This is a genomic window from Rhodopseudomonas infernalis (assembly GCF_022271405.1).
Lineage (GTDB): Bacteria > Pseudomonadota > Alphaproteobacteria > Rhizobiales > Xanthobacteraceae > Rhodopseudomonas > Rhodopseudomonas infernalis.
This window is the reverse complement of sequence record NZ_JAJNAL010000009.1, coordinates 20,156-40,821: the sequence shown is the minus strand read 5'-3', so window position 1 is coordinate 40,821 and position 20,666 is coordinate 20,156. Positions and strand designations below refer to the sequence as shown.

At 67.3% G+C, this 20,666-nt stretch carries 19 protein-coding genes; 16 read left to right on the top strand and 3 right to left on the bottom strand.

The window, feature by feature from the left end; translation table 11 throughout:
* Window positions 1-108: 108 nt before the first annotated feature.
* Window positions 109-780, top strand: coding sequence for a TetR/AcrR family transcriptional regulator (locus LPW26_RS08440; RefSeq protein WP_238734214.1), 672 nt, complete (start codon window positions 109-111; stop codon window positions 778-780).
* A gap of 48 nt (window positions 781-828) precedes the next feature.
* On the opposite strand, the gene LPW26_RS08435 is transcribed toward LPW26_RS08440, so the two are convergent.
* Window positions 829-1,617 carry a sulfite exporter TauE/SafE family protein gene (locus tag LPW26_RS08435; protein ID WP_238734213.1) on the bottom strand — a complete coding sequence of 263 codons (789 nt, stop codon included), beginning with the start codon at window positions 1,615-1,617 and terminating at the stop codon, window positions 829-831.
* Window positions 1,618-1,624: 7 nt separating this feature from the next.
* Window positions 1,625-3,136, bottom strand: coding sequence for an aldehyde dehydrogenase family protein (locus LPW26_RS08430; protein WP_238734211.1), 1,512 nt, complete (start codon window positions 3,134-3,136; stop codon window positions 1,625-1,627).
* 213 nt (window positions 3,137-3,349) lie between these two features.
* On the opposite strand from LPW26_RS08430, the gene LPW26_RS08425 reads away from it, so the two are divergent.
* Window positions 3,350-3,754 carry a nuclear transport factor 2 family protein gene (locus tag LPW26_RS08425; RefSeq protein WP_238734210.1) on the top strand — a complete coding sequence of 135 codons (405 nt, stop codon included), beginning with the start codon at window positions 3,350-3,352 and terminating at the stop codon, window positions 3,752-3,754.
* Complete coding sequence (locus tag LPW26_RS08420) at window positions 3,754-5,148, top strand: NAD(P)/FAD-dependent oxidoreductase (protein ID WP_238734209.1); 1,395 nt, start codon at window positions 3,754-3,756, stop codon at window positions 5,146-5,148. Before LPW26_RS08425 ends, LPW26_RS08420 begins: the two co-directional genes overlap by 1 nt.
* Before the next feature lie 189 nt (window positions 5,149-5,337).
* Here the strand turns inward: LPW26_RS08420 and LPW26_RS08415 are convergent, their stop codons facing one another.
* Complete coding sequence (locus tag LPW26_RS08415) at window positions 5,338-6,246, bottom strand: LysR family transcriptional regulator (RefSeq protein WP_238734208.1); 909 nt, start codon at window positions 6,244-6,246, stop codon at window positions 5,338-5,340.
* Window positions 6,247-6,392: 146 nt separating this feature from the next.
* On the opposite strand from LPW26_RS08415, the gene LPW26_RS08410 reads away from it, so the two are divergent.
* The 13 genes from LPW26_RS08410 to LPW26_RS08350 all read left to right on the top strand — a co-directional run bounded on the left by LPW26_RS08410 (window position 6,393) and on the right by LPW26_RS08350 (window position 20,664).
* Window positions 6,393-7,613 carry an amino acid ABC transporter substrate-binding protein gene (locus LPW26_RS08410; RefSeq protein WP_238734206.1) on the top strand — a complete coding sequence of 407 codons (1,221 nt, stop codon included), beginning with the start codon at window positions 6,393-6,395 and terminating at the stop codon, window positions 7,611-7,613.
* 211 nt (window positions 7,614-7,824) lie between these two features.
* Window positions 7,825-8,691 (top strand): branched-chain amino acid ABC transporter permease, encoded by an 867-nt coding sequence (locus LPW26_RS08405; protein WP_238734203.1) that lies wholly within the window; start codon window positions 7,825-7,827, stop codon window positions 8,689-8,691.
* Window positions 8,691-9,626: a branched-chain amino acid ABC transporter permease gene (locus tag LPW26_RS08400; protein ID WP_238734201.1), complete on the top strand. Its 936-nt coding sequence runs from the start codon at window positions 8,691-8,693 to the stop codon at window positions 9,624-9,626. The genes LPW26_RS08405 and LPW26_RS08400 overlap by 1 nt, the downstream gene beginning before the upstream one ends.
* Window positions 9,619-10,368, top strand: coding sequence for an ABC transporter ATP-binding protein (locus LPW26_RS08395; protein ID WP_238734199.1), 750 nt, complete (start codon window positions 9,619-9,621; stop codon window positions 10,366-10,368). The genes LPW26_RS08400 and LPW26_RS08395 overlap by 8 nt, the downstream gene beginning before the upstream one ends.
* Complete coding sequence (locus LPW26_RS08390) at window positions 10,361-11,092, top strand: ABC transporter ATP-binding protein (protein ID WP_238734197.1); 732 nt, start codon at window positions 10,361-10,363, stop codon at window positions 11,090-11,092. Before LPW26_RS08395 ends, LPW26_RS08390 begins: the two co-directional genes overlap by 8 nt.
* A gap of 37 nt (window positions 11,093-11,129) precedes the next feature.
* On the top strand, window positions 11,130-11,879 hold the full coding sequence (cnbZ, locus tag LPW26_RS08385; protein ID WP_238734195.1) for a 2-amino-5-chloromuconate deaminase CnbZ: 750 nt from the start codon (window positions 11,130-11,132) through the stop codon (window positions 11,877-11,879).
* 17 nt (window positions 11,880-11,896) lie between these two features.
* The gene (locus tag LPW26_RS08380) at window positions 11,897-12,715 is read left to right on the top strand and encodes an aspartate dehydrogenase (protein ID WP_238734193.1); all 819 of its coding nucleotides are present in this window, start codon (window positions 11,897-11,899) and stop codon (window positions 12,713-12,715) included.
* 201 nt (window positions 12,716-12,916) lie between these two features.
* Window positions 12,917-14,833 (top strand): FAD-binding monooxygenase, encoded by a 1,917-nt coding sequence (locus LPW26_RS08375; RefSeq protein WP_238734191.1) that lies wholly within the window; start codon window positions 12,917-12,919, stop codon window positions 14,831-14,833.
* Window positions 14,834-15,174: 341 nt separating this feature from the next.
* Window positions 15,175-18,027 carry a monovalent cation/H+ antiporter subunit A gene (locus LPW26_RS08370; RefSeq protein WP_238734189.1) on the top strand — a complete coding sequence of 951 codons (2,853 nt, stop codon included), beginning with the start codon at window positions 15,175-15,177 and terminating at the stop codon, window positions 18,025-18,027.
* A complete protein-coding gene (locus tag LPW26_RS08365) occupies window positions 18,028-18,375 on the top strand; it encodes a Na(+)/H(+) antiporter subunit C (RefSeq protein ID WP_238734187.1) in 348 nt (115 codons plus the stop codon).
* A complete protein-coding gene (locus LPW26_RS08360; RefSeq protein WP_238734185.1) occupies window positions 18,372-19,913 on the top strand; it encodes a monovalent cation/H+ antiporter subunit D in 1,542 nt (513 codons plus the stop codon). Before LPW26_RS08365 ends, LPW26_RS08360 begins: the two co-directional genes overlap by 4 nt.
* The gene (locus LPW26_RS08355; protein ID WP_238734184.1) at window positions 19,910-20,398 is read left to right on the top strand and encodes a Na+/H+ antiporter subunit E; all 489 of its coding nucleotides are present in this window, start codon (window positions 19,910-19,912) and stop codon (window positions 20,396-20,398) included. Before LPW26_RS08360 ends, LPW26_RS08355 begins: the two co-directional genes overlap by 4 nt.
* Complete coding sequence (locus LPW26_RS08350) at window positions 20,395-20,664, top strand: K+/H+ antiporter subunit F (protein ID WP_238734183.1); 270 nt, start codon at window positions 20,395-20,397, stop codon at window positions 20,662-20,664. The genes LPW26_RS08355 and LPW26_RS08350 overlap by 4 nt, the downstream gene beginning before the upstream one ends.
* The last annotated feature ends 2 nt before the right edge of the window (window positions 20,665-20,666 follow it).

Below are 20,666 nucleotides of genomic sequence, written 5' to 3'. Positions count from 1 at the left end.
GCACGTCAAGCGCGCTCGCAGGGGCCGGATCGTCGCAGGCGATTTCGCAATTTTCCGCGCAGGCGATTACAACGACGCCCTGATGTGATGCCTACAGGACCCCGACCTTTGCCCCCACGCGAGCAGGCACGCGAAGAGCTGCGCCAGAAAATCATCACCGGCGCCCGCGCGTTGCTGTCCGAAACCGAGTCGGCCGAATTCTCGATGCGCGCGCTGGCCGCCAAGGCCGACGTCGCGCACATGACGCCCTACAACGTCTTCGGCTCGAAACAGGCGGTGCTGCTCGCCGTGCTCGACGCCGACATGGCGGAGTTCGCGCGCGCGGTGCACGAGCGGCACGTCACCGATCCGCTGGCTGAGATCTACGAAGTCGTCGGCCTGTGCGTCGAGTTCTGGTTCTCCGACCCGGTGTTCTACAAAACGCTGTATCGCGAACTGCTCGACCTGAAGGGCGCGCCGCAACAGGGGCTGACGATGCCGCTGCGCGAGGGATTCTGGCGGCGGCTGACGCACGCTCTGGCCGAACGGGGCTATCTGCACGATTTCGTCGCCGAGGAGCCGCTCGCGATCAACCTCCGCCGCATCGCGCTGCAGGCGATCAGCGTCTGGATCGCGCGCGATCTGTCGAAGCCCGAAGTCGAGGCCGAACTCGGCTACAGCGTGTCGCTGGCGTTGCTCGGCGTCACCACGCCCGCCGCGTCGCTCCGCGTTCGCGAGCGGTTGCTGGCCTACCAGACCGTGATCGCCACGGCGGACGCCCGTAGCGGCGAGACCAACTAATACGGACCCTGCCTGATGGTGTCCGGCACGGCCACCGCATGAACCGCCTCACATCAGTTCGCTGAAGCCCTTCGCGGCGCTGATCAGCGCGATGATCCCGAGGCTGGCGATCGAGACGTGGCGGTGCAGCTTCTCGGTGCCGCGGCGAAAGCCGAGCTCGCCGATCCAGGTGCCGAGGAATGTCACCGGCAACGCGATCACCGACAGCCACAGCACCGTCGGCGTCGCGAGGCCGACCAGCGCGATGCTGACGAAGGCCGAAATCGAGGTGACGAGGAAGAACACCAGCAGCGAGGCGCGCGCCGCGATGGCGCGAAACGGGCCCGACATGTAGTACACGATCGCCGGCGGCCCGGGCATCGCCGCCAGACCATTGAACAGGCCGGCCAGCATGCCGACGCCTGCGGTCGCCGTCCGCGACGGCACCCCGGCGAGCGCGAAGCCGCGGCCGAGCATCAGCACCGCGATGGCGATGATCACCGAGATGACGATCCGCGCGACCGGCGCCGGCGCGACGCTCAGCGCCAGCACGCCGAGCGGCGAGCCGATCACCGCGCCGACGATCAGCCAGCGCAGCGACGGCCAGTGACAATCGCGCCGGTTGCGGCGCAGATCGTTGAGGCCGGTCAGCAATTGCAGCAGCACGGCGATCGGCACCGCGGTCGCGGGCGGCATGAACAGGCCCATCAGCGGCACCGCCGCCATCGCAAAGCCGAAGCCGGTGAAGCCGCGCAGCAGCGCCGCCACGGCCACCGCCGCCATCGTTTCGGCGATGATCCGCGGCGACGGCAGCGCGCCGGCGAGGCCGGCCTGCGCGGCGGCGATCAGATCCTGCATGGTGGGTTCACCGCATGTCGATGACGACGGTCTTCTTCTTGGTGAAGTGCTCGAGCATGGCTTCCAGCGAGGCCTCCTTGCCGAGGCCCGACTTCTTGAAACCGCCATAGCTCAGATTCGGCTGGATCGTCAGGTTCTGATTGACCTGGACGTAGCCGGCATCGAGCCGCTGCACCGCGCGCAGGGCCTTGCGCAGATCGTGGGTCCACACCGTCGCGGCGAGGCCGAAATCGCTGTCGTTGGCGCGCGCGATAACGTCGTCCTCATCGTCCCACGGCTGCACACACACCACCGGGCCGAAGATCTCCTCACGCATCAGCGGCGAATCCTCCGGCAGGCCGGTGACGATGGTCGGCTGCAGATACAGGCCGTCCTTGAGATGGCTGGCGCGAGGCATCTCACCGCAGCGCGCCACCTGGGCGCCGGCGGTGCGTTCGCCGAGTGCCAGATAGGATTCGATCTTCGCCTTCTGCCGCGCCGAGATCACCGTGCCGATATCGGTCACCTCATCGAGCGGATCACCGATCACCAGCTTGGCCAGCGCGTCCTTGAGCTGCGCCACGAAGGCATCGACGAGCGTGCTGTGGACGTAGATCCGGCTCGCCGCGGTGCAGCTCTGGCCCTGGCGGGTGAAGCGCATCCCGGCGATCGCGCCGGCGATCACGCGCGCCATGTCGGCGTCCGGATAGACGATCATCGGGCTCTTGCCGCCGAGCTCGAGGCTGACCGGAATGATCTTTCGCGCGGCGGTCTGGTAGATCAGTTCGCCCACGGCCTGCGAGCCGGTGAACGTCACCTTGGCGACCGCCGGATGCTCGACCAGCGCCGAGCCGCAATCGCGGCCGGTGCCGCAGATCACGTTGAGCACGCCGGCCGGCAGCAGCTCGGCCATCAGCCGCGCCATCTCGATGGTGGCGAACGGCGCTTCTTCGGACGCTTTGACCACGACCGTGTTGCCCGCCACCAGCGCCGGGGCGATCTTCAGCATCATCAGCACCAGCGGCACGTTCCACGGCAGGATCGCGGCGACGACGCCGAGCGGCTCGCGGCTGGTGTAGGTGAGGATCTGCGGATCGAACGGCAGCGTCTCGCCCTTCAGCTCCGACGCCAGCCCCGCATACATCGTGACGATATCGATCGCGGTCGTGACTTCGCCGCGGCATTCGGTGCGGATCGCCTTGCCGGTCTCCAGCGCCAGCACGGCGGCGATCACGTCGCTGCGCGCCGCGATGGCGCGCGCCGCTTCGGCGATCAGCTTGCCGCGCTGCCGCGCCGGCGTCGCCGCCCAGCCGGGGAACGCCGCGGCGGCGGCATCGACCGCGCGGGTGACGTCGTCGGACGTCGCAGCCGGCGCCTGACCGAGCACTTCGCCGGTGGCGGGGTCGAGTACGTCGAGCGTCGTTCCGGCCACGGCCGGAACCAGCGCGTTGCCGATCAGGTGACGGCCCTGCAGTTGCGTGAACACGTCCGACACGGCGGGCGCGATGGCGGGATTGATGCGGGTGGCGATGTTGATCATCGTATCACCTTGGCGATTGCGCCTCGCGCGCGAAGGTCCAGCCGGAGCCAAGCCGTTGGGCCAGTTGGCCGCTTCGATCTGGCCGCAGACATCACGGCATCTGGTTCTAAGCACGCCCTGCGGAGCGTGACAGCCTGTGCTCGAAGCTGCCGGCCGATCCGCGCCATCATCACGGAGACGCCCCTGCGCCCACCATGATGGAATGTGCTCGCTATGTCGGAACTTGATACTCAGCGCCTGCGCCAACTCGAACTTCTGTTCGCCGCCTTCAACCGCCACGACGGCGCCGGCGTGATGGCGGTGATGACGGATGATATCGTGTTCGACGCCGCTGCCGGCCCCGAGGCATGCGGCCGCCGTATCAGCGGCGCCGCCGACGTCCGTGCCGCGTTCGAAGGCACCTTCGCAACCTTCCCGGATGTGAGCTGGGAATGCACCCGCCACGCCGTGTTCGGCGACCGCGGCATCTCCGAATGGATTTTTCGCGCGACGGCGAAAGATGGTTCACGCATCGAGGCGGAAGGCGTCGACCTGTTCGGCTTCCGCGGCGACAAGATTTTCAGCAAGAGCGCGTTCCGCAAGGACCGCCCGGCGCTGCCCGCCAAGGGAGCCGCATGATGAACCGGCCGCTGAAGACGCCGCCGCTGGCTGCCTACGACCCGCATTACGATCCGCTGGTCAGCGACGGCCCCGGCCACAACCGCGACTACGCGCCGACCTATTGGCACGCCACCGCCGGCTCGCTGCCCGCCGATGATGGTCCGGTCACGTCCGATATCGACGCCGACGTGGCGATCGTCGGCTCGGGCTACACCGGCCTCGCCTGCGCGATCTTCCTGGCGCGCGAGCACGGGCTCAAGCCGGTGGTGCTCGAAGCCAACCGCGTCGCCTGGGGCTGCAGCACCCGCAACGGCGGCCAGGGCCAGAACGCCGCCGGCCGGCTGACGCGCTCGCAATGGATCGCACGCTGGGGCCTCGACGTCGCCAAGCAGCTCCACGCCGAAATCCGCGATGGCTTCGAGACTTTCGAGGAGCTGGTGCGGCAAAGCCCGATCGACTGCGAGCCGCAACGCGGCGGCCATCTCTACATCGCGCATCGCCAGCGCAACCTCGACAAGATCTCGGCCGAAGCCACGCTGCTGCGCGACACCTTCGGCGAGCAGACCCGGATGATCGGCGCCGATCAGTTGCGCCGTGAATATCTCAACGAGGCCGAAGCTGTCGGCGCGGTGCTCGAGCCGCTCGGCACCGGCGTACACCCTGCGAAGCTTGCCTTCGGCTATCAGCAGATGGCGCGCGACCTCGGCGTCAAGATTCATCCGGCGAGCCCGGTTGCGAATATCGAGCAGCGCGGCGGCAAGCTGCATCTGCGCACGCCGGGCGGCACGGTGCGGGCCCGCGCGGTCGGCATCGCCACCGGCGCCTACACGGCGCCCGGCCTGACCCCGACGCTGCGTGGCCGCTGCATGCCGATCCTGTCGAACTCGATCGTCACCCGGCCGCTCACCGCCGCCGAACTCGAGGCGACCGGCTTCCGGACCAAGCTGGTGCTGACCGACACGCGGACGCTGCGCTACTACTACCGCCTGTTGCCGGACAACCGCATCCAGATCGGCAGCCGCTCGTCGATCACCGGGGCCGACGCCGACGCGCCGAAGCACCTGCAATTGCTGATCGACGGCCTGCACCGCAAATTCCCGGCGCTGCAGGGTATCGAGATCGACTACTCGTGGTGGGGCTGGGTCGACGTCAGCCACGACATGATGCCGCGCATCTTCCGCCCCGATCCGCGGACGAACCTGTTCTACGCGCTCGGCTACGGCGGCAACGGCGTGTCGTATTCGGCGCAGGCCGGCCGCCGCATGGCGCAGATGATCGCGGGCCAGCACTTCAAGGGCCAGGACCTGCCGATCTTCACCTCGCCGCTCCCCACCCACACCTTCGAACCCTTCCGCCGCCTCGGCCAGCGCATGCTGTATCGCTGGTATCACCTGCGCGATGAGGCGGCGTAAGGCCGCTACCTGCTTAAGCACGACCTCTCCCCGTCATTGCGAGGAGCAAAGCGACGAAGCAATCCAGAGGCGCCGAACTCGGAGCTCCTGGAGAGCTTCGCCGAGCCTGTCATCGGGCGGCGCTTCGCGCCGACCCGTTGGCTCGCAATGACGATGGGGCGGGCGCCTCGCTTCAAAAACAGCGCGCAACTACTCCCGCGCGCTCTTCATCCGCGCGACCAGCAGCTCCGCCACCATCCGGCACGACGGCGAGATGTTGCGCGAGGCGAGCTGGACCAGCGTGACTTGCGTCGCCTCCAGCCGTGGATCGCGGAGCGGCACGACGACCAGACGGCCCGACGCGATCGCCGGCATCGCGGTGTCGCGCGGCAGGAAGGTGGCGAGGTCGGTGCGCGACGCCAGCATCTGGGCGAAGGCCAGCGAATTGGTCTCGCTGCAGATCTCCAGCCGCACCTTGGCGGTGGCGCAGGCGCGGTCGATCTCCTGGCGGATGCCGAACGACGGATCCGGCACCACCACGCGCAGCCCCGCGAGTTCCTTGACGGTGCACGACTCCCGCGACGCCAACGGATGGCCGGGCGCGACGAACAGGCACAGCGACTGCCGCATCCGCGCCAGCTCGATCAGATCGCGCCGCGGCGCGCGGCCGAACAGCAACCCGAGATCCACCTCGTTGCGGCCGACGATCTCCGCCACCGCGCGCGAGCCGAGCACCGTGGTCGAGACGAAGATGCCCGGATAATCGGCCGACAGCTCGATCAGGAAGTTCGACAGAAAGTTCGACAGCATGCCCTCGACGGTGGCGACCTTGATCTGGCCACGCCGCATCGTCTCGAATTCCTGCACGCGCGTGCGGATGCCGTCGAGCAGGCTGCGGTTGTCGACCGCGTAGCGATACACCAGCCGGCCGGCATCGGTCAGCACCATGCCGCGGGCGTTGCGTTCGAACAGTTTGACCGACAGTTCCTCCTCCATCGCCTGGATCTGCCGGCTGATCGCCGACGGCGCGATCCGCAGCGTCGCGGCGGCCTGCTTGATCGAGCCGGATTCTGTCACCTCGCGGAAATAACGGATCGCCGCCGACTCGATCATCGCCATCTTTCTCTTTGCGCCATTGCCGGAAATTCCGGCAGCGATTGACTAGTGTTCGAATTATTCGATCCGAGGCCTCGAAATTCAATGCTTTTATTCGAACGGCCTGTTTGGCACAGTCAGCCCCAGCCATCACCCTTGGAGACTTCCGCATGCTTCACACGTGGGTTGCTCGCTGCGTCCGCCTCTCTGTCCCGCTCGGTCTCGCCGCGCTGGCGTCCGGAACGCACATCGCCGCAGCGTCGGCCGACGACGTGATCAAGATCGGCGCACCGCTGCCGATCACCGGGCCGCTGGCGCCCGAAGCGATCAAGCAGCAGCAGGGCTACAATCTGTGGGCCGAGCAGGCCAACAAGGCCGGCGGCATCAATGTCGGCGGCAAGAAGTACAAGGTCGAGATCGTCTACACCGACTATCAGTCGAACACGCCGCGCGCCGTGCAGGCGAGCGAGCAGCTGATCACCCAGAACAACGTCAACTTCCTGTTCGGGCCGTTCGGCTCCGGCGCCGCCAAGGCCGCCAGCACCGTGTCCGAGAAGTACAAGGTGCCGACGCTGGCCGCGACCGCCTCCTCGGTCCAGGTCTACGACCAGAACTACAAATATCTGTTCGGCACCTTCACGCCCAACGACACCCTGACGACGCCGCTGACCCAGATGGTCAAGGCCAAGGTGCCGGACGTGAAGAAGATCGCCATCCTGGCCCGCAATGATCTGTTCCCGCTGGCGATCGCCCAGGAGATGGAGAAGTCCGCCAAGGCCGCCGGCTTCGAAGTGGCGTATTTCGAGAAATACGCGATCGGCACGCTCGACCATTCGGCGACGCTGTCGTCGATCAAGGCGCTGGCGCCGCAGTGGATTTTCGTCACCGGCTACACCAACGATCTGCTGCTGGTGCGCAAGCAGATGGCCGACCAGCAGATCAAGGCGCCGGTGGTGTCGATGATCGCCGGCCCGGCCTATCAGGAGTTCATCGATGCGCTCGGCAAGGGCGCCGAGAACGTGTCGAGTGCCGCCTGGTGGCACCCGGCCGCGCAATATGAAGGCAAGGACATCTTCGGCTCGACCGCCAATTTCGTGAAGCTGTTCAAGGAGAAGTACAATAGCGAACCGGACTATGCGCACGCCTCGGCGGCGCTGTGCGGCGCGCTGTTCCAGATCGCCATCGAAAAGGCCGGCTCGACCGACCGCGAGAAAGTGCGCGACGAACTCGCCAAGATGGACGTCGTCACCTTCTTCGGCCCGGTGAAGTTCGGTGCCAACGGCCAGATCAACTCGCTCGATCCGCCAGTCTTCCAGATCCAGAGCGGCAAGCCGGTGGTGCTGTTCCCGCAGGCGATCAAGCAGGGCGAATTCAAGATCGGCGTCGAGTAAGTCGCTCCGGATTCGCACTCTCCAAATCCCTCGGCCTCCGTCATTGCGAGGAGCGAAGCGACGAAGCAATCCATGCCACGCATGGGGCCCGCTTCGCTACGCTCGCAATGACGGGGTGAGGTTTCGCCCGAAATGATCTGAATCGGCGCTCCGGCTCCGCTTCATCCTAGCCATCGACATTTCTCGCCTCCAACCAAGCAAAGCCGCGCTCATGCAAGCCATCCAGATCCTGATCAACGCGCTGGTGCTGGGCAGTCTCTATGCCTGCATCGCGATCGGGTTTTCGCTGGTGTGGGGCGTGCTCAACGTCATCAACCTGATCCACGGCTCGTTCATCGTGCTCGGCGCCTATCTGGCGTTCGGGCTGTACCAGTGGCTGCATCTGTCGCCGTGGTACGCGATCTTCGTCGCCGCGCCGCTGTTCTTCGCATTCGGCTACGTCATCCAGCGGCTGGTTCTCAACCGGGTGATCACCGCGCCGGTGCTGGTGACGCTGACGCTGACCTTCGGGCTCGATCTGATCCTGAACAACGCGATGATCTATTTCTTCACCGCCGATTATCGCAAGCTGATCCTGAGCCCGCCGCTCGGCTCGCTGGCGATCGGCGGCGTGGTGGTGCCGGTCGACCGGCTGATCGCGACGGTGACGGCGCTGCTGCTCACCGCTGTGCTGTATCTTCTGCTGCGCCGCTCCAAGGTCGGCCGGGCCATCGTGGCGGTGCGGCTCGACCGTGACGCCGCGGTGCTGATGGGCGTGCATGTGCCGTCGATCTACGCGGTCGCGTTCGGGCTCGGCGCCGCGCTCGCCGGCTGCGCCGGCGTGCTGATGGCGCTGATTTTCCCGATCTCGCCGCTGACCTCCTCCACCTTCCTCGGCAAGGCCTTCGTGGTCTGCGTGCTCGGCGGCCTCGGCAGCGTTTCGGGAGCGCTCGCGGGCGGGCTGCTGCTGGCGCTGGTCGAAACCGTCGGCGCCACCTATCTCGGCCCGGCGCACGCCACCACGCTGTCGTTCCTGTTGCTGATCATCTTCCTCATCCTGCGCCCGCAGGGCCTGCTCGGCCGAAAGGGCTTCGAATAATGACCCGCAGCCATGTCGCTCTTCTGATCCTGATCGCCTGCGTGGCGGCGCTGCCGCTGTTCGGCGGCGCCTATGCGCTGCGGCTCGGCACCATTGCCTGCATGTATGCGGTGCTGGCGCTGTCCTGGAACATCGTCGGCGGCTTCGCCGGCTATCCGTCGTTCGCCACCGCGGCGTTCTTCGGCTTCGGCGCCTATTGCACCGGCGTGCTGATGGGCAAGGGCGTGCCGATGAGCCTGGCGCTGATCGTCTCCGGCGTGCTGGCGTTGCTCGCCGCCGCATTGCTGGGCGCGGTGCTGCTGCGGCTGCGCGGGCACTACTTCGCGATCGCCAGCCTGTCGCTCGCCGAGGTGCTGCGCGAACTGGTCAACAACGCCACCGACCTGACCGGCGGCGGCATGGGGCTGAACATTCCGCTCACCTCCGGCGCCGGCGTGATGGCGGAGGCGACGTACTACTTCTACACGATGTGGGGCGTGATGCTGCTGACCGCCCTGATGGTGATCGCGGTGGCCAATTCCAAGCTCGGCTTCGCGCTGAACTGCATCCGCCAGAACGAGACGGCGTCCAGCATGGTCGGCCTCAACACCACGCTGGCCAAGGCAGCCGCGTTCGGCCTGTCGGCCTGCTTCGTCGCAGTCGCCGGCGGCATCTACGCCGCCTGGGTGCACTACATCGATCCGTCGGACGTGTTCGACATCCTGTATTCGGTGAAGCCGATCGTGATGGCGCTGATGGGCGGGCTCGGTTCGCCGCTCGGGGTCGCCTGCGGCGCGTTCCTGTATCTCGGGCTCGAGGAATTGGTGTGGCGTAACTACACCCACATCCACACCGGTGTGCTCGGCGTGCTGATCGTAGTGCTGCTGTTGTTCCTGCCGCACGGCCTGACCTCGCTTCGCGCCGACCGGCTGTGGCGGAGGACCAAGCATGTCTGAACTGCTCCGCCTCACCGGCGTCTCGCGCCGCTTCTCCGGCCTGCAGGCACTGCGCGACGTCAATCTGTCGGTCGCGCGCGGCGAAGTGCTCGGCCTGATCGGACCGAACGGCGCCGGCAAGACCACGCTGGTCAACACCATCTGCGGCGTCACCCCGGCGAATTCCGGCAGCGTCGTATTCGACGGCCGGGACATCACCCGGATCAAGACCTATCAGGCCGCCCGGCTCGGCCTGTCGCGCACCTTCCAGATCGTGCAGCCGTTCGCCGAATTCTCGGCGCTCGACAACGTCGCCGCCGCGGCGCTGTTCTCTCAGCCGGGCGCCAGCCTGAAATCGGCCCGCGAAGCCGCGCGCGAGCATCTGGCTTTCGTCGGCCTCGAGGCCCAGGCCGAACAGTCCGCCGCAACGCTGACGCTGGCGATGCGCAAGCGGCTTGAACTGGCCAAGGCGCTGGCGATGAAGCCGAAGCTGTTGTTCCTCGACGAGGTCAATGCCGGCCTCAACAGCGCCGAGGTCGAGCGCGCCACCAAGCTGATTCACCAGCTCGCCGCCGGCGGCATCACCATCGTGATGATCGAGCATCTGATGAAGGTGGTGCTGAACGTCTGCACCCGCATCGTCGTGCTCCACAACGGCCATCCGATCGCCGACGGGCCGCCGCGCGAGGTGATCAGCAATCCGGCCGTGGTCGAGGCCTATCTGGGCCAGCAATACGCGCAACGGACAGCCCGCCATGGTTGAGAATCTGATCCTCGAAGCCAAGGGGCTCGACGCCGGCTACGGCGAAATCCAGGTGCTGTGGGGCATCGACCTCGCGGTGCGCCGCGGCGAGATCACCGCGCTGATCGGCTCCAACGGCGCCGGCAAGACCACGCTGATGCGGACGCTGTCGGGCCTGATCGCGGTCCGCGCCGGCGTCTATCGCTCTGAAGGCCACGACCTCGCCGGCCGCAGCGCTGCCGAGATCCTGTCGCACGGCATCGTCCACGTGCCGGAAGGCCGGCGGCTGTTCGGCGCCATGAGCGTCGAAGAGAATCTGCTGATGGGCGCTTACCTGCGCGAGGCGGGCCGCGCCGAGATCAAGCGCGACCTCGATCAGGTCTACAGCACGTTCCCGAAACTGCGCGAGCGTCGCAATCAGCAGGCCGCCACGCTGTCCGGCGGCGAACAGCAGATGTGCGCGATCGGCCGCGGCCTGATGAGCGCGCCGCTGCTGCTGATGATCGACGAACTCTCGCTCGGCCTGTCGCCGCTGCTGGTGGAGCAGCTGGTCGACGCACTGCGCGTACTCAACAAGGGCGGCACCTCGATCCTGCTGGTCGAGCAGGACGTCACCATCGCGCTTGATTTGTGCGACCGCGCCTTCGTGATGGACATGGGCCGCATTGTCCGCGAGGGCTCGGGCGAGGAGCTGCTCGCCGACCCGATCGTCCGCGACGCCTATCTGGGCGTGCTGCAGGAATGACACTCCCGAATTTCACTGCCTGATCGAAAGAGGAATCATGATCGAGACCGTCGAAGCCCCGAACAGCGGCTACCGCTACATGCCGGGCGTGTTCCAGTATTCCTGCGGCATCGCCGCGCTGCCGGGCTTTGCGATCGAGCGCGTGCGCTTCGCCAACCCTGTGCCGCTGAAGCAGGGCTTTGCGAAGATCGCCGAGATCCTGAAGGAAGCCGGCCGTCCGCTGACCGCGTTCGGCGCCTGCGAGCTGCGCTCGCCCGCGCCGTTCACCGAGTCCGGCTTCAAGGCATTCAACGAGATCTACATCCAGACGCTGGTCGACTGGGGCATCATGAAGGACGGCATCAACCCGATCGCCCGCAGCAACGTCTGCCCGCAGATCGATCCGCCGGCGGAGCCGAGCTTCTACGCGTTCTCCTACACGGTGCCGGCCGAGAACGCGCCGCCCTCCTTCGTGATCGCCGGCAGCGGCGAGGCGCCCGAGGGCAAGGGCAATTATCGCGACCACACCGTGGCGCTCGGCGACACCAGCGCGACCGGCCTGCAGCAGAAGGCGCAGTTCGTGCTCGGCGAGATGGAGCGCCGGATGAGCGCGTTCGGCGGCACCTGGGCCGACGTCACCGGCGCACAGCTTTACACCGTGCACGACATCCATCCGTTCCTGGAGAGCGAGCTCGGCAAGCGCGGCGTATTCCGCCACGGCCTGACCTGGCACTTCAACCGCCCGCCGATCGAAGGTCTCGACTACGAGATGGATTGCCGCAGCGTCCATCGCGAGCGCGTGGTCTGATCGGCAAAGACGGACCGATGAACAGCAGCCGGGCCCCGCAACGCGTCGCCATCGCCGGGCTCGGCGCAATTGGCGGCGCGATCGCACGTGAACTCGATCGCGGCCTGGACGGGCTGACGCTGACCGCCGTCGCCAGCGGCAGCCCCGAGAAACATCGCGATTTCCTCGCGACGTTTCGGACCCCGCCGCAGCTGGTAGCGCTCGATCAGCTCCACGCTCACGCCGACATCGTGATCGAGGCGGCACCCGCCAGGCTGCTGCACGCGATCGTCGAGCCGTTCGTCAGAAGCGGCAAGACCGCGATCGTGCTCAGCGCTGCGGCGCTGCTGCAGCACGAGGACCTGATCGACATCGCCAAACAGAATGGCGGGCAGATCATCGTGCCGACCGGCGCGCTGATCGGCCTCGACGCGGTGACGGCCGCCGCGGTCGGCACGATTCATTCGGTACGGATGATCACGCGCAAGCCGGTGGACGGCTTGCGCGGCGCGCCGTTCATCGTCGACAACGGCATCGACATCGACAACGTGACCGAGCCGCTGAAGCTGTTCGACGGCAGCGCCCGCGAGGCCGGCAAGGGCTTTCCGGCCAATCTCAACGTCGCGGTGGCGCTGTCGCTCGCCGGCATCGGCCCAGACCGCACCATGGTGGAAATCTGGGCCGACCCCGGCGTCACCCGCAACACCCACCGCATCGAGGTCGATTCGGATTCGGCACGGTTTTCGATGACGATCGAGAACATCCCCTCCGACAACCCCCGCACCGGCCTGATCACTCCGCTCTCGGTGATCGCCCTCCTGCGCAAGCAGGGCGCCGCGCTGCGGGTGGGGACTTAGTCGACTCAGCCCTTCCAGGCTGCACCGCATCGTCATCCTGAAGAGCCCGGGCATGACGGCGGAGAGTCGGTGCTGGACTTCTTGGCCGATTGCGCGTCGCGGGCCTCGAAGGATGACGCCAAGCTATTTTGCGATAAGTTTCAGCAGCCACCAATGAACAAAGACCGCCGCGGGCACCGCCCCGGCGGCGCGGGAGGATGCATGCAGTTTCATCTCGACGGCTTTGTGCTGGGCGATCCGTCGATCGCCGATCCGGCCGAGCGCAATCCGTCCTCCGACGCGAGCGGTGCTGTGCCCGCCGAGGTCGATGTGCTGATCGTCGGCTGCGGGCCGGCGGGGCTGACGCTGGCCGCGCAGCTCGCGCAATTCCCCGACATCACCACCTGCATCGTCGAGCAGAAGCCGGGCCCGCTGCAGTTCGGCCAGGCCGACGGCATCGCCTGCCGCACCGTCGAGATGTTCGAGGCCTTCGGCTTCAGCGAGCGCGTGCTGAAAGAGGCGTGCTGGATCAACGAGACGACGTTCTGGAAGCCCGACGACGCGCAGCCCGCGCACATCGCGCGCAGCGGCTGGGTTCAGGATGTCGAGGACGGGCTGTCGGAATTCCCCCACGTCGTGCTCAACCAGGCCCGCGTCCACGACTTTTATCTCGACATGATGCGGCGCTCCGCCAAGCTGGAGCCGTACTACGCCCGCCGCATGGTGGCACTGCAGCCGCCGCCGGACGACCATGATCCGGCGCAGCGCGTGACGGTGACGCTGGAGCGGCAGGACCCTGCGCATCAGGGCGAAACCGAAACCATCAAGGCGCGCTACGTGATCGGCTGCGACGGCGCGCGCAGCGTCGTGCGCGGCGCGATCGGCCGCGAGCTGCGCGGCGATTCGGCCAACCACGCCTGGGGCGTGATGGACGTGCTCGCGGTCACCGACTTTCCCGACATCCGCTGCAAGGCGCTGATCCAGTCGGCCGAGCACGGCAGCCTGCTGATCATTCCGCGCGAGGGCGGCTATCTGGTCCGGCTCTATGTCGAGCTGACCCGGCTCGACACCGCCGAGCGGGTCGCTAACCGGAAACTCGGCCTCGACGACCTGATCGCCAAGGCGCAGCGCATTCTGCATCCGTACAGGCTCGAGGCCAAGCAGGTGCCGTGGTGGTCGATCTATGAGATCGGCCAGCGGCTCACCGACAAATTCGACGACGTCCCGGATGATGCGGACTCGTCCCGGCTGCCGCGCGTGTTCATCGCCGGCGACGCCTGCCATACGCATAGTCCGAAGGCCGGCCAGGGCATGAACGTGTCGATGCAGGACGCCTTCAATCTCGGCTGGAAGCTCGCCGCGGTGCTGCGCGGCCGCGCCAAGCCGGCGCTGCTGCACAGCTACTCGGCCGAGCGCCGCGCCGTCGCCAAGGAGCTGATCGATTTCGACCGTGAGTGGGCCGCGCTGCTGGCGTCGGCCAAGCACGACGGCGGCAAAGCCGACCCGGCCGAGACCCAGCGCTACTTCGTGCAGCACGGCCGCTACACCGCCGGCACCGCCACGCACTACGCGCCGTCGCGGCTCACCGGCAGCGACAGCTATCAGCACCTCGCGACCGGCTTCGTGGTCGGCACGCGCTTTCACTCGGCGCCGGTGATACGGCTCGCCGACGCCAAGCCGCTGCAGCTCGGCCACGTCGCGCGCGCCGACGGCCGGTTCCGGCTGTATGTGTTCGCGAACGACCAGGACCCTGGCGATCCGTCGGCCCCGATTCATCGCCTGTGCGAATGGCTCGCCGACGCCCCGGCCTCGCCGCTGAACAAATATCGCAGGGCGAGCGAGGACATCGACGCAGTCATCGACGTCCGCGCGGTGTTTCAACAGCATCATCGCGCGCTGTCGATCGCCGCGATGCCGGCGCTGCTCCTCCCCGCCAAGGGCAAGCTCGGCCTGACCGATTACGAGAAGATGTTCTGCCCCGATCTGAAGACCGGCCCGGATATTTTCGCGTTGCGCGGCATCGACCGGAAGTCCGGCTGCATGGTGGTGGTGCGGCCGGACCAGTATGTCGCCCAGTTGCTGCCACTGGACGGCACCGCAGAGCTCGCGGCGTATTTCGACGGCTTTCTGCAGGGGTGATCCTGGCGGCAAACGCGAGCTTGGAAATCAGCAGTTTCGCCCCGTCATTGCGTTCGATTCTTGTGGTCAGGCTCTGGAGCGCTTGGGCGGCCGGCCGCGCCGATATGCCGCCTTTCCTCGCAAGGACCGCCGGGGGAAAATGCCCGGATATCCCAAAAGCCGTTTGGTGGCTCGATGCTGTTGTGCCGCCGGGCGGATCGCCAGGGAATGCCCCGGCGATGTCCTGCCCTTGCATCGCCGATGCAATCCTGCAAACCCTGCCTGACATCTTCGAAAGCCGGTCGCTGCCCCGCAGCTGTCGCTTTGTGCACACCGCCAGTCGCCTTGTCCGAAGGGAGTCGATGCAGCTCGCTCTGATTGTTCTGCTTCCGCTACTCGGCGCCGTGCTGCCCGTCGTCGCGATTCGGGCCGGGCGCAATGTCTGCGCGCTGGTGACGGGCGGAATCAGCCTCGCGGCGCTGGTTGTGCTGCTGGCACAGGCGCCCTCGGTGATCGCCGGCCAAACGGTACGCTTCAGCACCGACTGGGTGCCGGCGCTGGGACTGTCGTTCGGCTTCTTCCTCGACGGGCTCGGGTTGTTCTTCGCCGCGCTGATCCTCGGCATCGGCCTGTTGGTGATCATCTACGCGCGGTTCTATCTGCACCGCGACGACCCGATGGGGCGGTTCTTCGCGTTCCTGCTGCTGTTCCAGGGCGCGATGCTGGGCATCGTGCTCAGCGACAACATCCTGCTGCTGGTGGTATTCTGGGAGCTGACCAGTCTCAGCTCGTTCCTGCTGATCGGCTATTGGAGCCATCTGCCGGAAGGCCGCCAGGGCGCCCGGATGGCGCTCGTGGTTACCGGCGGCGGCGGGTTGCTGCTGATGGCCGGCATGCTGCTGCTCGGCCAGGCCGCCGGCTCCTATGAGCTGACCGAGATCCTGCAGCGCGGCGACGCCATCAAGGCCTCGCCGCTGTACATGCCGATCCTGCTGCTGGTGCTCGGCGCGGCGTTCACCAAGTCGGCGCAGTTTCCGTTCCACTTCTGGCTGCCGCACGCGATGGCGGCGCCGACGCCGGTGTCGGCCTATCTGCACTCCGCCACCATGGTCAAAGCCGGCATCTTCCTGCTGGCGCGACTGTGGCCGGTGCTGTCCGGCACCGAAGCCTGGTTCGCGATCGTCGCCACCACCGGCCTCGTCACGATGCTGATCGGCGCCTGGATCGCGCTGTTCAAGGACGACCTCAAGGGCATCCTGGCGCATTCCACCGTCAGCCATCTCGGGCTGATGACGATGCTGCTCGGCTTCGGCACACGCTTCGCCGTGATCGCCTGCATGTTTCACATCCTCAACCACGCAACCTTCAAGGCCGCGTTGTTCATGAGCGCCGGCATCGTCGACCACGAGACCGGCACGCGCAGCCTGCGCCGGCTCGGCGGGCTCGCACGGCTGATGCCGATCAGCGCGGCGCTGGCACTGATCGCCACCGCCTCGATGGCCGGCGTGCCGCTGCTCAATGGTTTTCTGTCCAAGGAGATGATGCTGGAGGCCGCCGCCGACACCACCGTGTTCGGCAGCATCTGGATCGTCCCGGCGGCGGCGACGCTCGGCGCGCTGCTGTCGGTCGCGTATTCGGCGCGGTTCGTGTTCGGAACGTATCTCGGCCAGCCGCGCGCGGCGCTCGACCACCACCCGCACGATCCGCCGTTCGGCATGTGGGCGCCGGTCGCCGTGCTGGTCATCCTCGTCGTGGCGATCGGCGTCGCGCCGCAATTCCTCGCCGGCGGCATCGTCGAGCGGACCGCGCAGGCGGTGGTCGGCGCCGCAAAGCTCGACTTTCATCCGCTGGCGATCTGGCACGGCCTGACCTGGCCGCTGCTGATGAGCGCGATCGCACTCGCCGGCGGCCTCACGCTTCTACTCGTTCATACACCGCTCGAGACGCTGCGCGGCGCGCTGCCGCGGCCCGACGCCAAGGCGATGTTCGACGCGGTGATCGCAGCGTCGGTCCGCGCATCGCGCTGGACGATCCGCCGGCTGCATAATGACTCGCTGTCGCGCTATCTGGCGGTGATCACGCTGACCATCCTGATCGTCGGCGCCGCCGGCTTCCTCAGCGGCCGTTATGAGCCCGGCACCCGCGCGATGCTGCCGGTCAATCTGCCGGCGCTGGTCGGCTGGCTCTTGCTGATTGCGGCCAGCATCGCCGTGATGGCGTTCCATGTGCATCGCCTGCTGGTGCTGATCCTGAGCAGCGTCGCCGGGCTGATCGTGTCGCTGACCTTCATGCAGTTCTCGGCGCCCGACCTGGCGCTGACGCAGATTTCGGTCGAAGTCGTCACCGTGATCCTGCTGCTGCTGGCGCTCAATCTGCTGCCGAAGCTGACGCCCGCCGAGCCGCTGCCGCAAAGGCTGCGGAGCGGCGTGATCGCCGGCGTCGGCGGCCTCGCGGCAGCTGCGCTGGCTTATGCGGTGATGACGCGCGACGGCGCCTCGATCTCGGCGTATCACCTGGCCGAATCCAAGCCGGGCGGCGGCGGCACCAATGTGGTCAACGTCATCCTGGTTGACTTCCGCGGCTTCGACACGTTCGGCGAGATCATCGTGCTGTGCATCGCCGCGCTGGTAATCTACGCGCTGCTCGCCAGTGCGCTGGAAGGCGCCGCGGCGCGCCGGCTCGACGCGATGCGCCAGCGCAACGATTCCGCCGACGCGCATCCGCTGGTTCTCGTCGTCACCGCCCGCGTGCTGCTGCCGCTGGCCATCACGGTCGGCATGTACATCTTCCTGCGCGGCCATAATCAGCCGGGCGGCGGCTTCATCGCCGGGCTGATCGTCGCCATCGCCATCATCATGCAGTTCATGGCGAGCGGCTACGCCTGGAGCGCCGAGCAGCGGCGGATCGACGGCCATCGGCTGCTCGGCGCCGGCGTGCTCACCGCCGCCGCGACCGGGCTCGGAGCCATGCTGTTCGGCACGCCGTTCCTCACCAGTTCGTTCGGCTATTTTCATCTGCCGCTGATCGGCGAGATCGAACTCGCGACCGCGATGCTGTTCGACACCGGCGTGTTCCTCACCGTGGTCGGCACCGTGGTGCTGTCGCTGTCGCAGATCTCGCGGGTCGAGCGCCGCGCCAAGCGCGGCCCGGCGCCCGTCGGCCCCTCCGACATCACGCTGGTGCGCCAGGGCGCATCGCCGGCGCAGGAGGGCTGAATGGAAATCCTGGTCGCGAGCGCCATCGGCGTGCTGACGATGGCGGGCCTGTATCTGGTCCTGTGCCGGCATGCCTTCCCGGTGATCATCGGCACCACCTTCCTGTCCTATGCGGTCAATCTGTTCCTGTTCGCGATGGGGCGGCTGGCGATCGACAAGGCGCCGATCATCACCAAGGACGTCACCGACTATGTCGACCCGCTGCCGCAGGCGCTGGTGCTGACCGCAATCGTGATCTCGTTCGGCATGACGGCGCTGGTGGTGGTGCTGGCGCTGCGCGGCTTCCTCGAAAGCGGCAGCGAGCGCGTCGATGCCGGCGACGAGCACGAGCACGAGGCCGGCCGATGACGGATCTGATCGTCGCCCCGATCGTGCTGCCCGCCGCCGTCGCGGCGTTCCTGGTGCTGGCGCTGCGCCACGACCTTGTCGCACAGCGCATCGTCTCCAGCGCCGCGACGCTGGCGCTGCTGGCCCTCGCGATCTGGCTCTACGCCTCCGCGGCGGATAGCGCGCCGCAGCCTTATCTGCTCGGGGACTGGCGCGCGCCGTTCGGCATCGTGCTGGTGCTCGATCGGCTCGCGGCCACCATGCTGCTGCTCACCGCGCTGCTTGCGGCCCTGGTGCTGATCTACGCGATGGCGGGCTGGGACAAAGCGGGACGGCATTTCCATCCGCTGTTCCAGTTTCAGCTGATGGGGCTGAACGGCGCGTTCCTCACCGGCGACGTGTTCAATCTGTTCGTGTTCTTCGAGGTGATGCTGATCGCCTCCTACGGGCTGATGCTGCACGGCGGCGGACCGCGGCGGCTGCGCGCCGGCTTCAACTACGTGGCGATCAATCTGATCGGCTCGACGCTGTTTCTGTTCGCGGTCGGCCTGATCTACGCCGTCACCGGCACGCTCAACATGGCGGACCTCGCCGGCAAGGTCGCGCAGATCGCGCCCGGCGATGAGGCGCTGCTCCGCGTCGGCGCGCTGCTGCTGCTGCTGGTGTTCGCCCTGAAGGCCGCTTTGGTGCCGCTGCAATGGTGGCTGCCCTCGGCCTACGCGGCAGCAGCCGCGCCGGTCGCGGCGCTGTTCATGATGATGACCAAGGTCGGCGCCTATTCGATCGTCCGGGTCTACACGATCGTGTTCGGCGCGAACGCCGGCAGCGTCGCCGACATCGCCATGCCCTGGGTGGTGCCGGCGGCGCTGGCAACGCTGCTGCTCGGCGCGGTCGGCGTGCTGGCGAGCGCGTCGCTGACCGGACTGGTGTGCTTTGCGATCGTGTGGTCGATGGGCTCGCTGCTGCTGGCGCTCGGGCTGTTCGATCAGGCCGGTCTCGCCGCGGGCCTGTACTACCTGCTGCACTCGACGCTGAGCGGCGCGGCGCTGTTCCTGCTCGCCGATCTGGTGATCGCGCAGCGCGCCGGCCCCGCCGACCGGCTGGTGCCCGCGCCGCCGCTGCCGCACGCGAATCTTCTTGCCGGCCTGTTCTTCGCCGCGGCGATCGCCATCACCGGCATGCCGCCGCTGTCCGGCTTCCTCGGCAAGCTGCTGATCCTCGACGCCGTCTGGCGCAGCCCTCTCGCGGTGACGAGTTGGTGCGTGGTGCTGGGCACCAGCCTGATCGTGATCATCGGCTTCGCCCGCGCCGGCAGCACACTGTTCTGGAAGGTCGCCCCGAAGCCTTCGGAAGCGACGACGTCCCCAGCCCCGCGCATCGCGCTGCAGGCGACCGTGATCTCCGCTTTGCTCGGCGCCACCGTGCTGCTGGCGCTGTTCGCCGGCCCGGTGACGCGCGACCTCGCCGCGACGGCGCGGCAGGCGCTCGACGTCACCGCCTATGTACGCGCCGTCGACCCGGCGTCGTGGACCGCCCTGACGCAAGGAGGCGCCCGATGACGCGCCTGCTGCCGCATCCGATGTTCACGCTGCTGATCGCCGCCGTCTGGGTGGCGCTGATCAATTCGGTCTCGCTCGGCACCGTGCTGTTCGGCCTGATACTCGGCGTCGCGATCCCGCTGTTCACCAGCCCGTATTGGCCGGAGCGCCCGAGGATCCGCCGGCCGCTCAAGATCCTCGAATATTTCGCGATCGTCGGCTGGGACATCGTGGTGTCCAACATCCAGGTCGCCATCTGGGTGCTGTTCTGGCGGGCGTCGCGGTTGCAGACCCGCTACGTCGTGGTGCCGATCGAGCTGACGTCGCCCGAGGCCATCGCGCTCTTGGCCGGCACCATCACCATGACGCCCGGCACCGTCAGCGCCGATCTCGCCGCCGATGGCAGCGCCATCCTGGTGCATTGCCTGCACACCAGCGATCCGGACGACACGGTGGCGCAGATCAAGACCCGCTACGAACGCCGGCTGAAGGAGATCTTTGGATGATCGCAACCGCGTGCCTGATCGCCGTCTCCATCATTGCCGTCGCGGCGCTGATGAACCTGTATCGGCTCGCCAAGGGCCCGGACGTGCTCGACCGCATCCTGACGCTGGAAACGCTGGTCACCAACACCATCGGCCTCGTGGTGGTGATCGGCATCTGGTACGGCACCAGTCTGTATTTCGAGATCGCGCTGTTGTTCGTCGCGGTCGGCTTCCTGTCCACCGTCGCGTTCTGCAAATATCTGCTGCGCGGCAACGTAATCGAGTAACC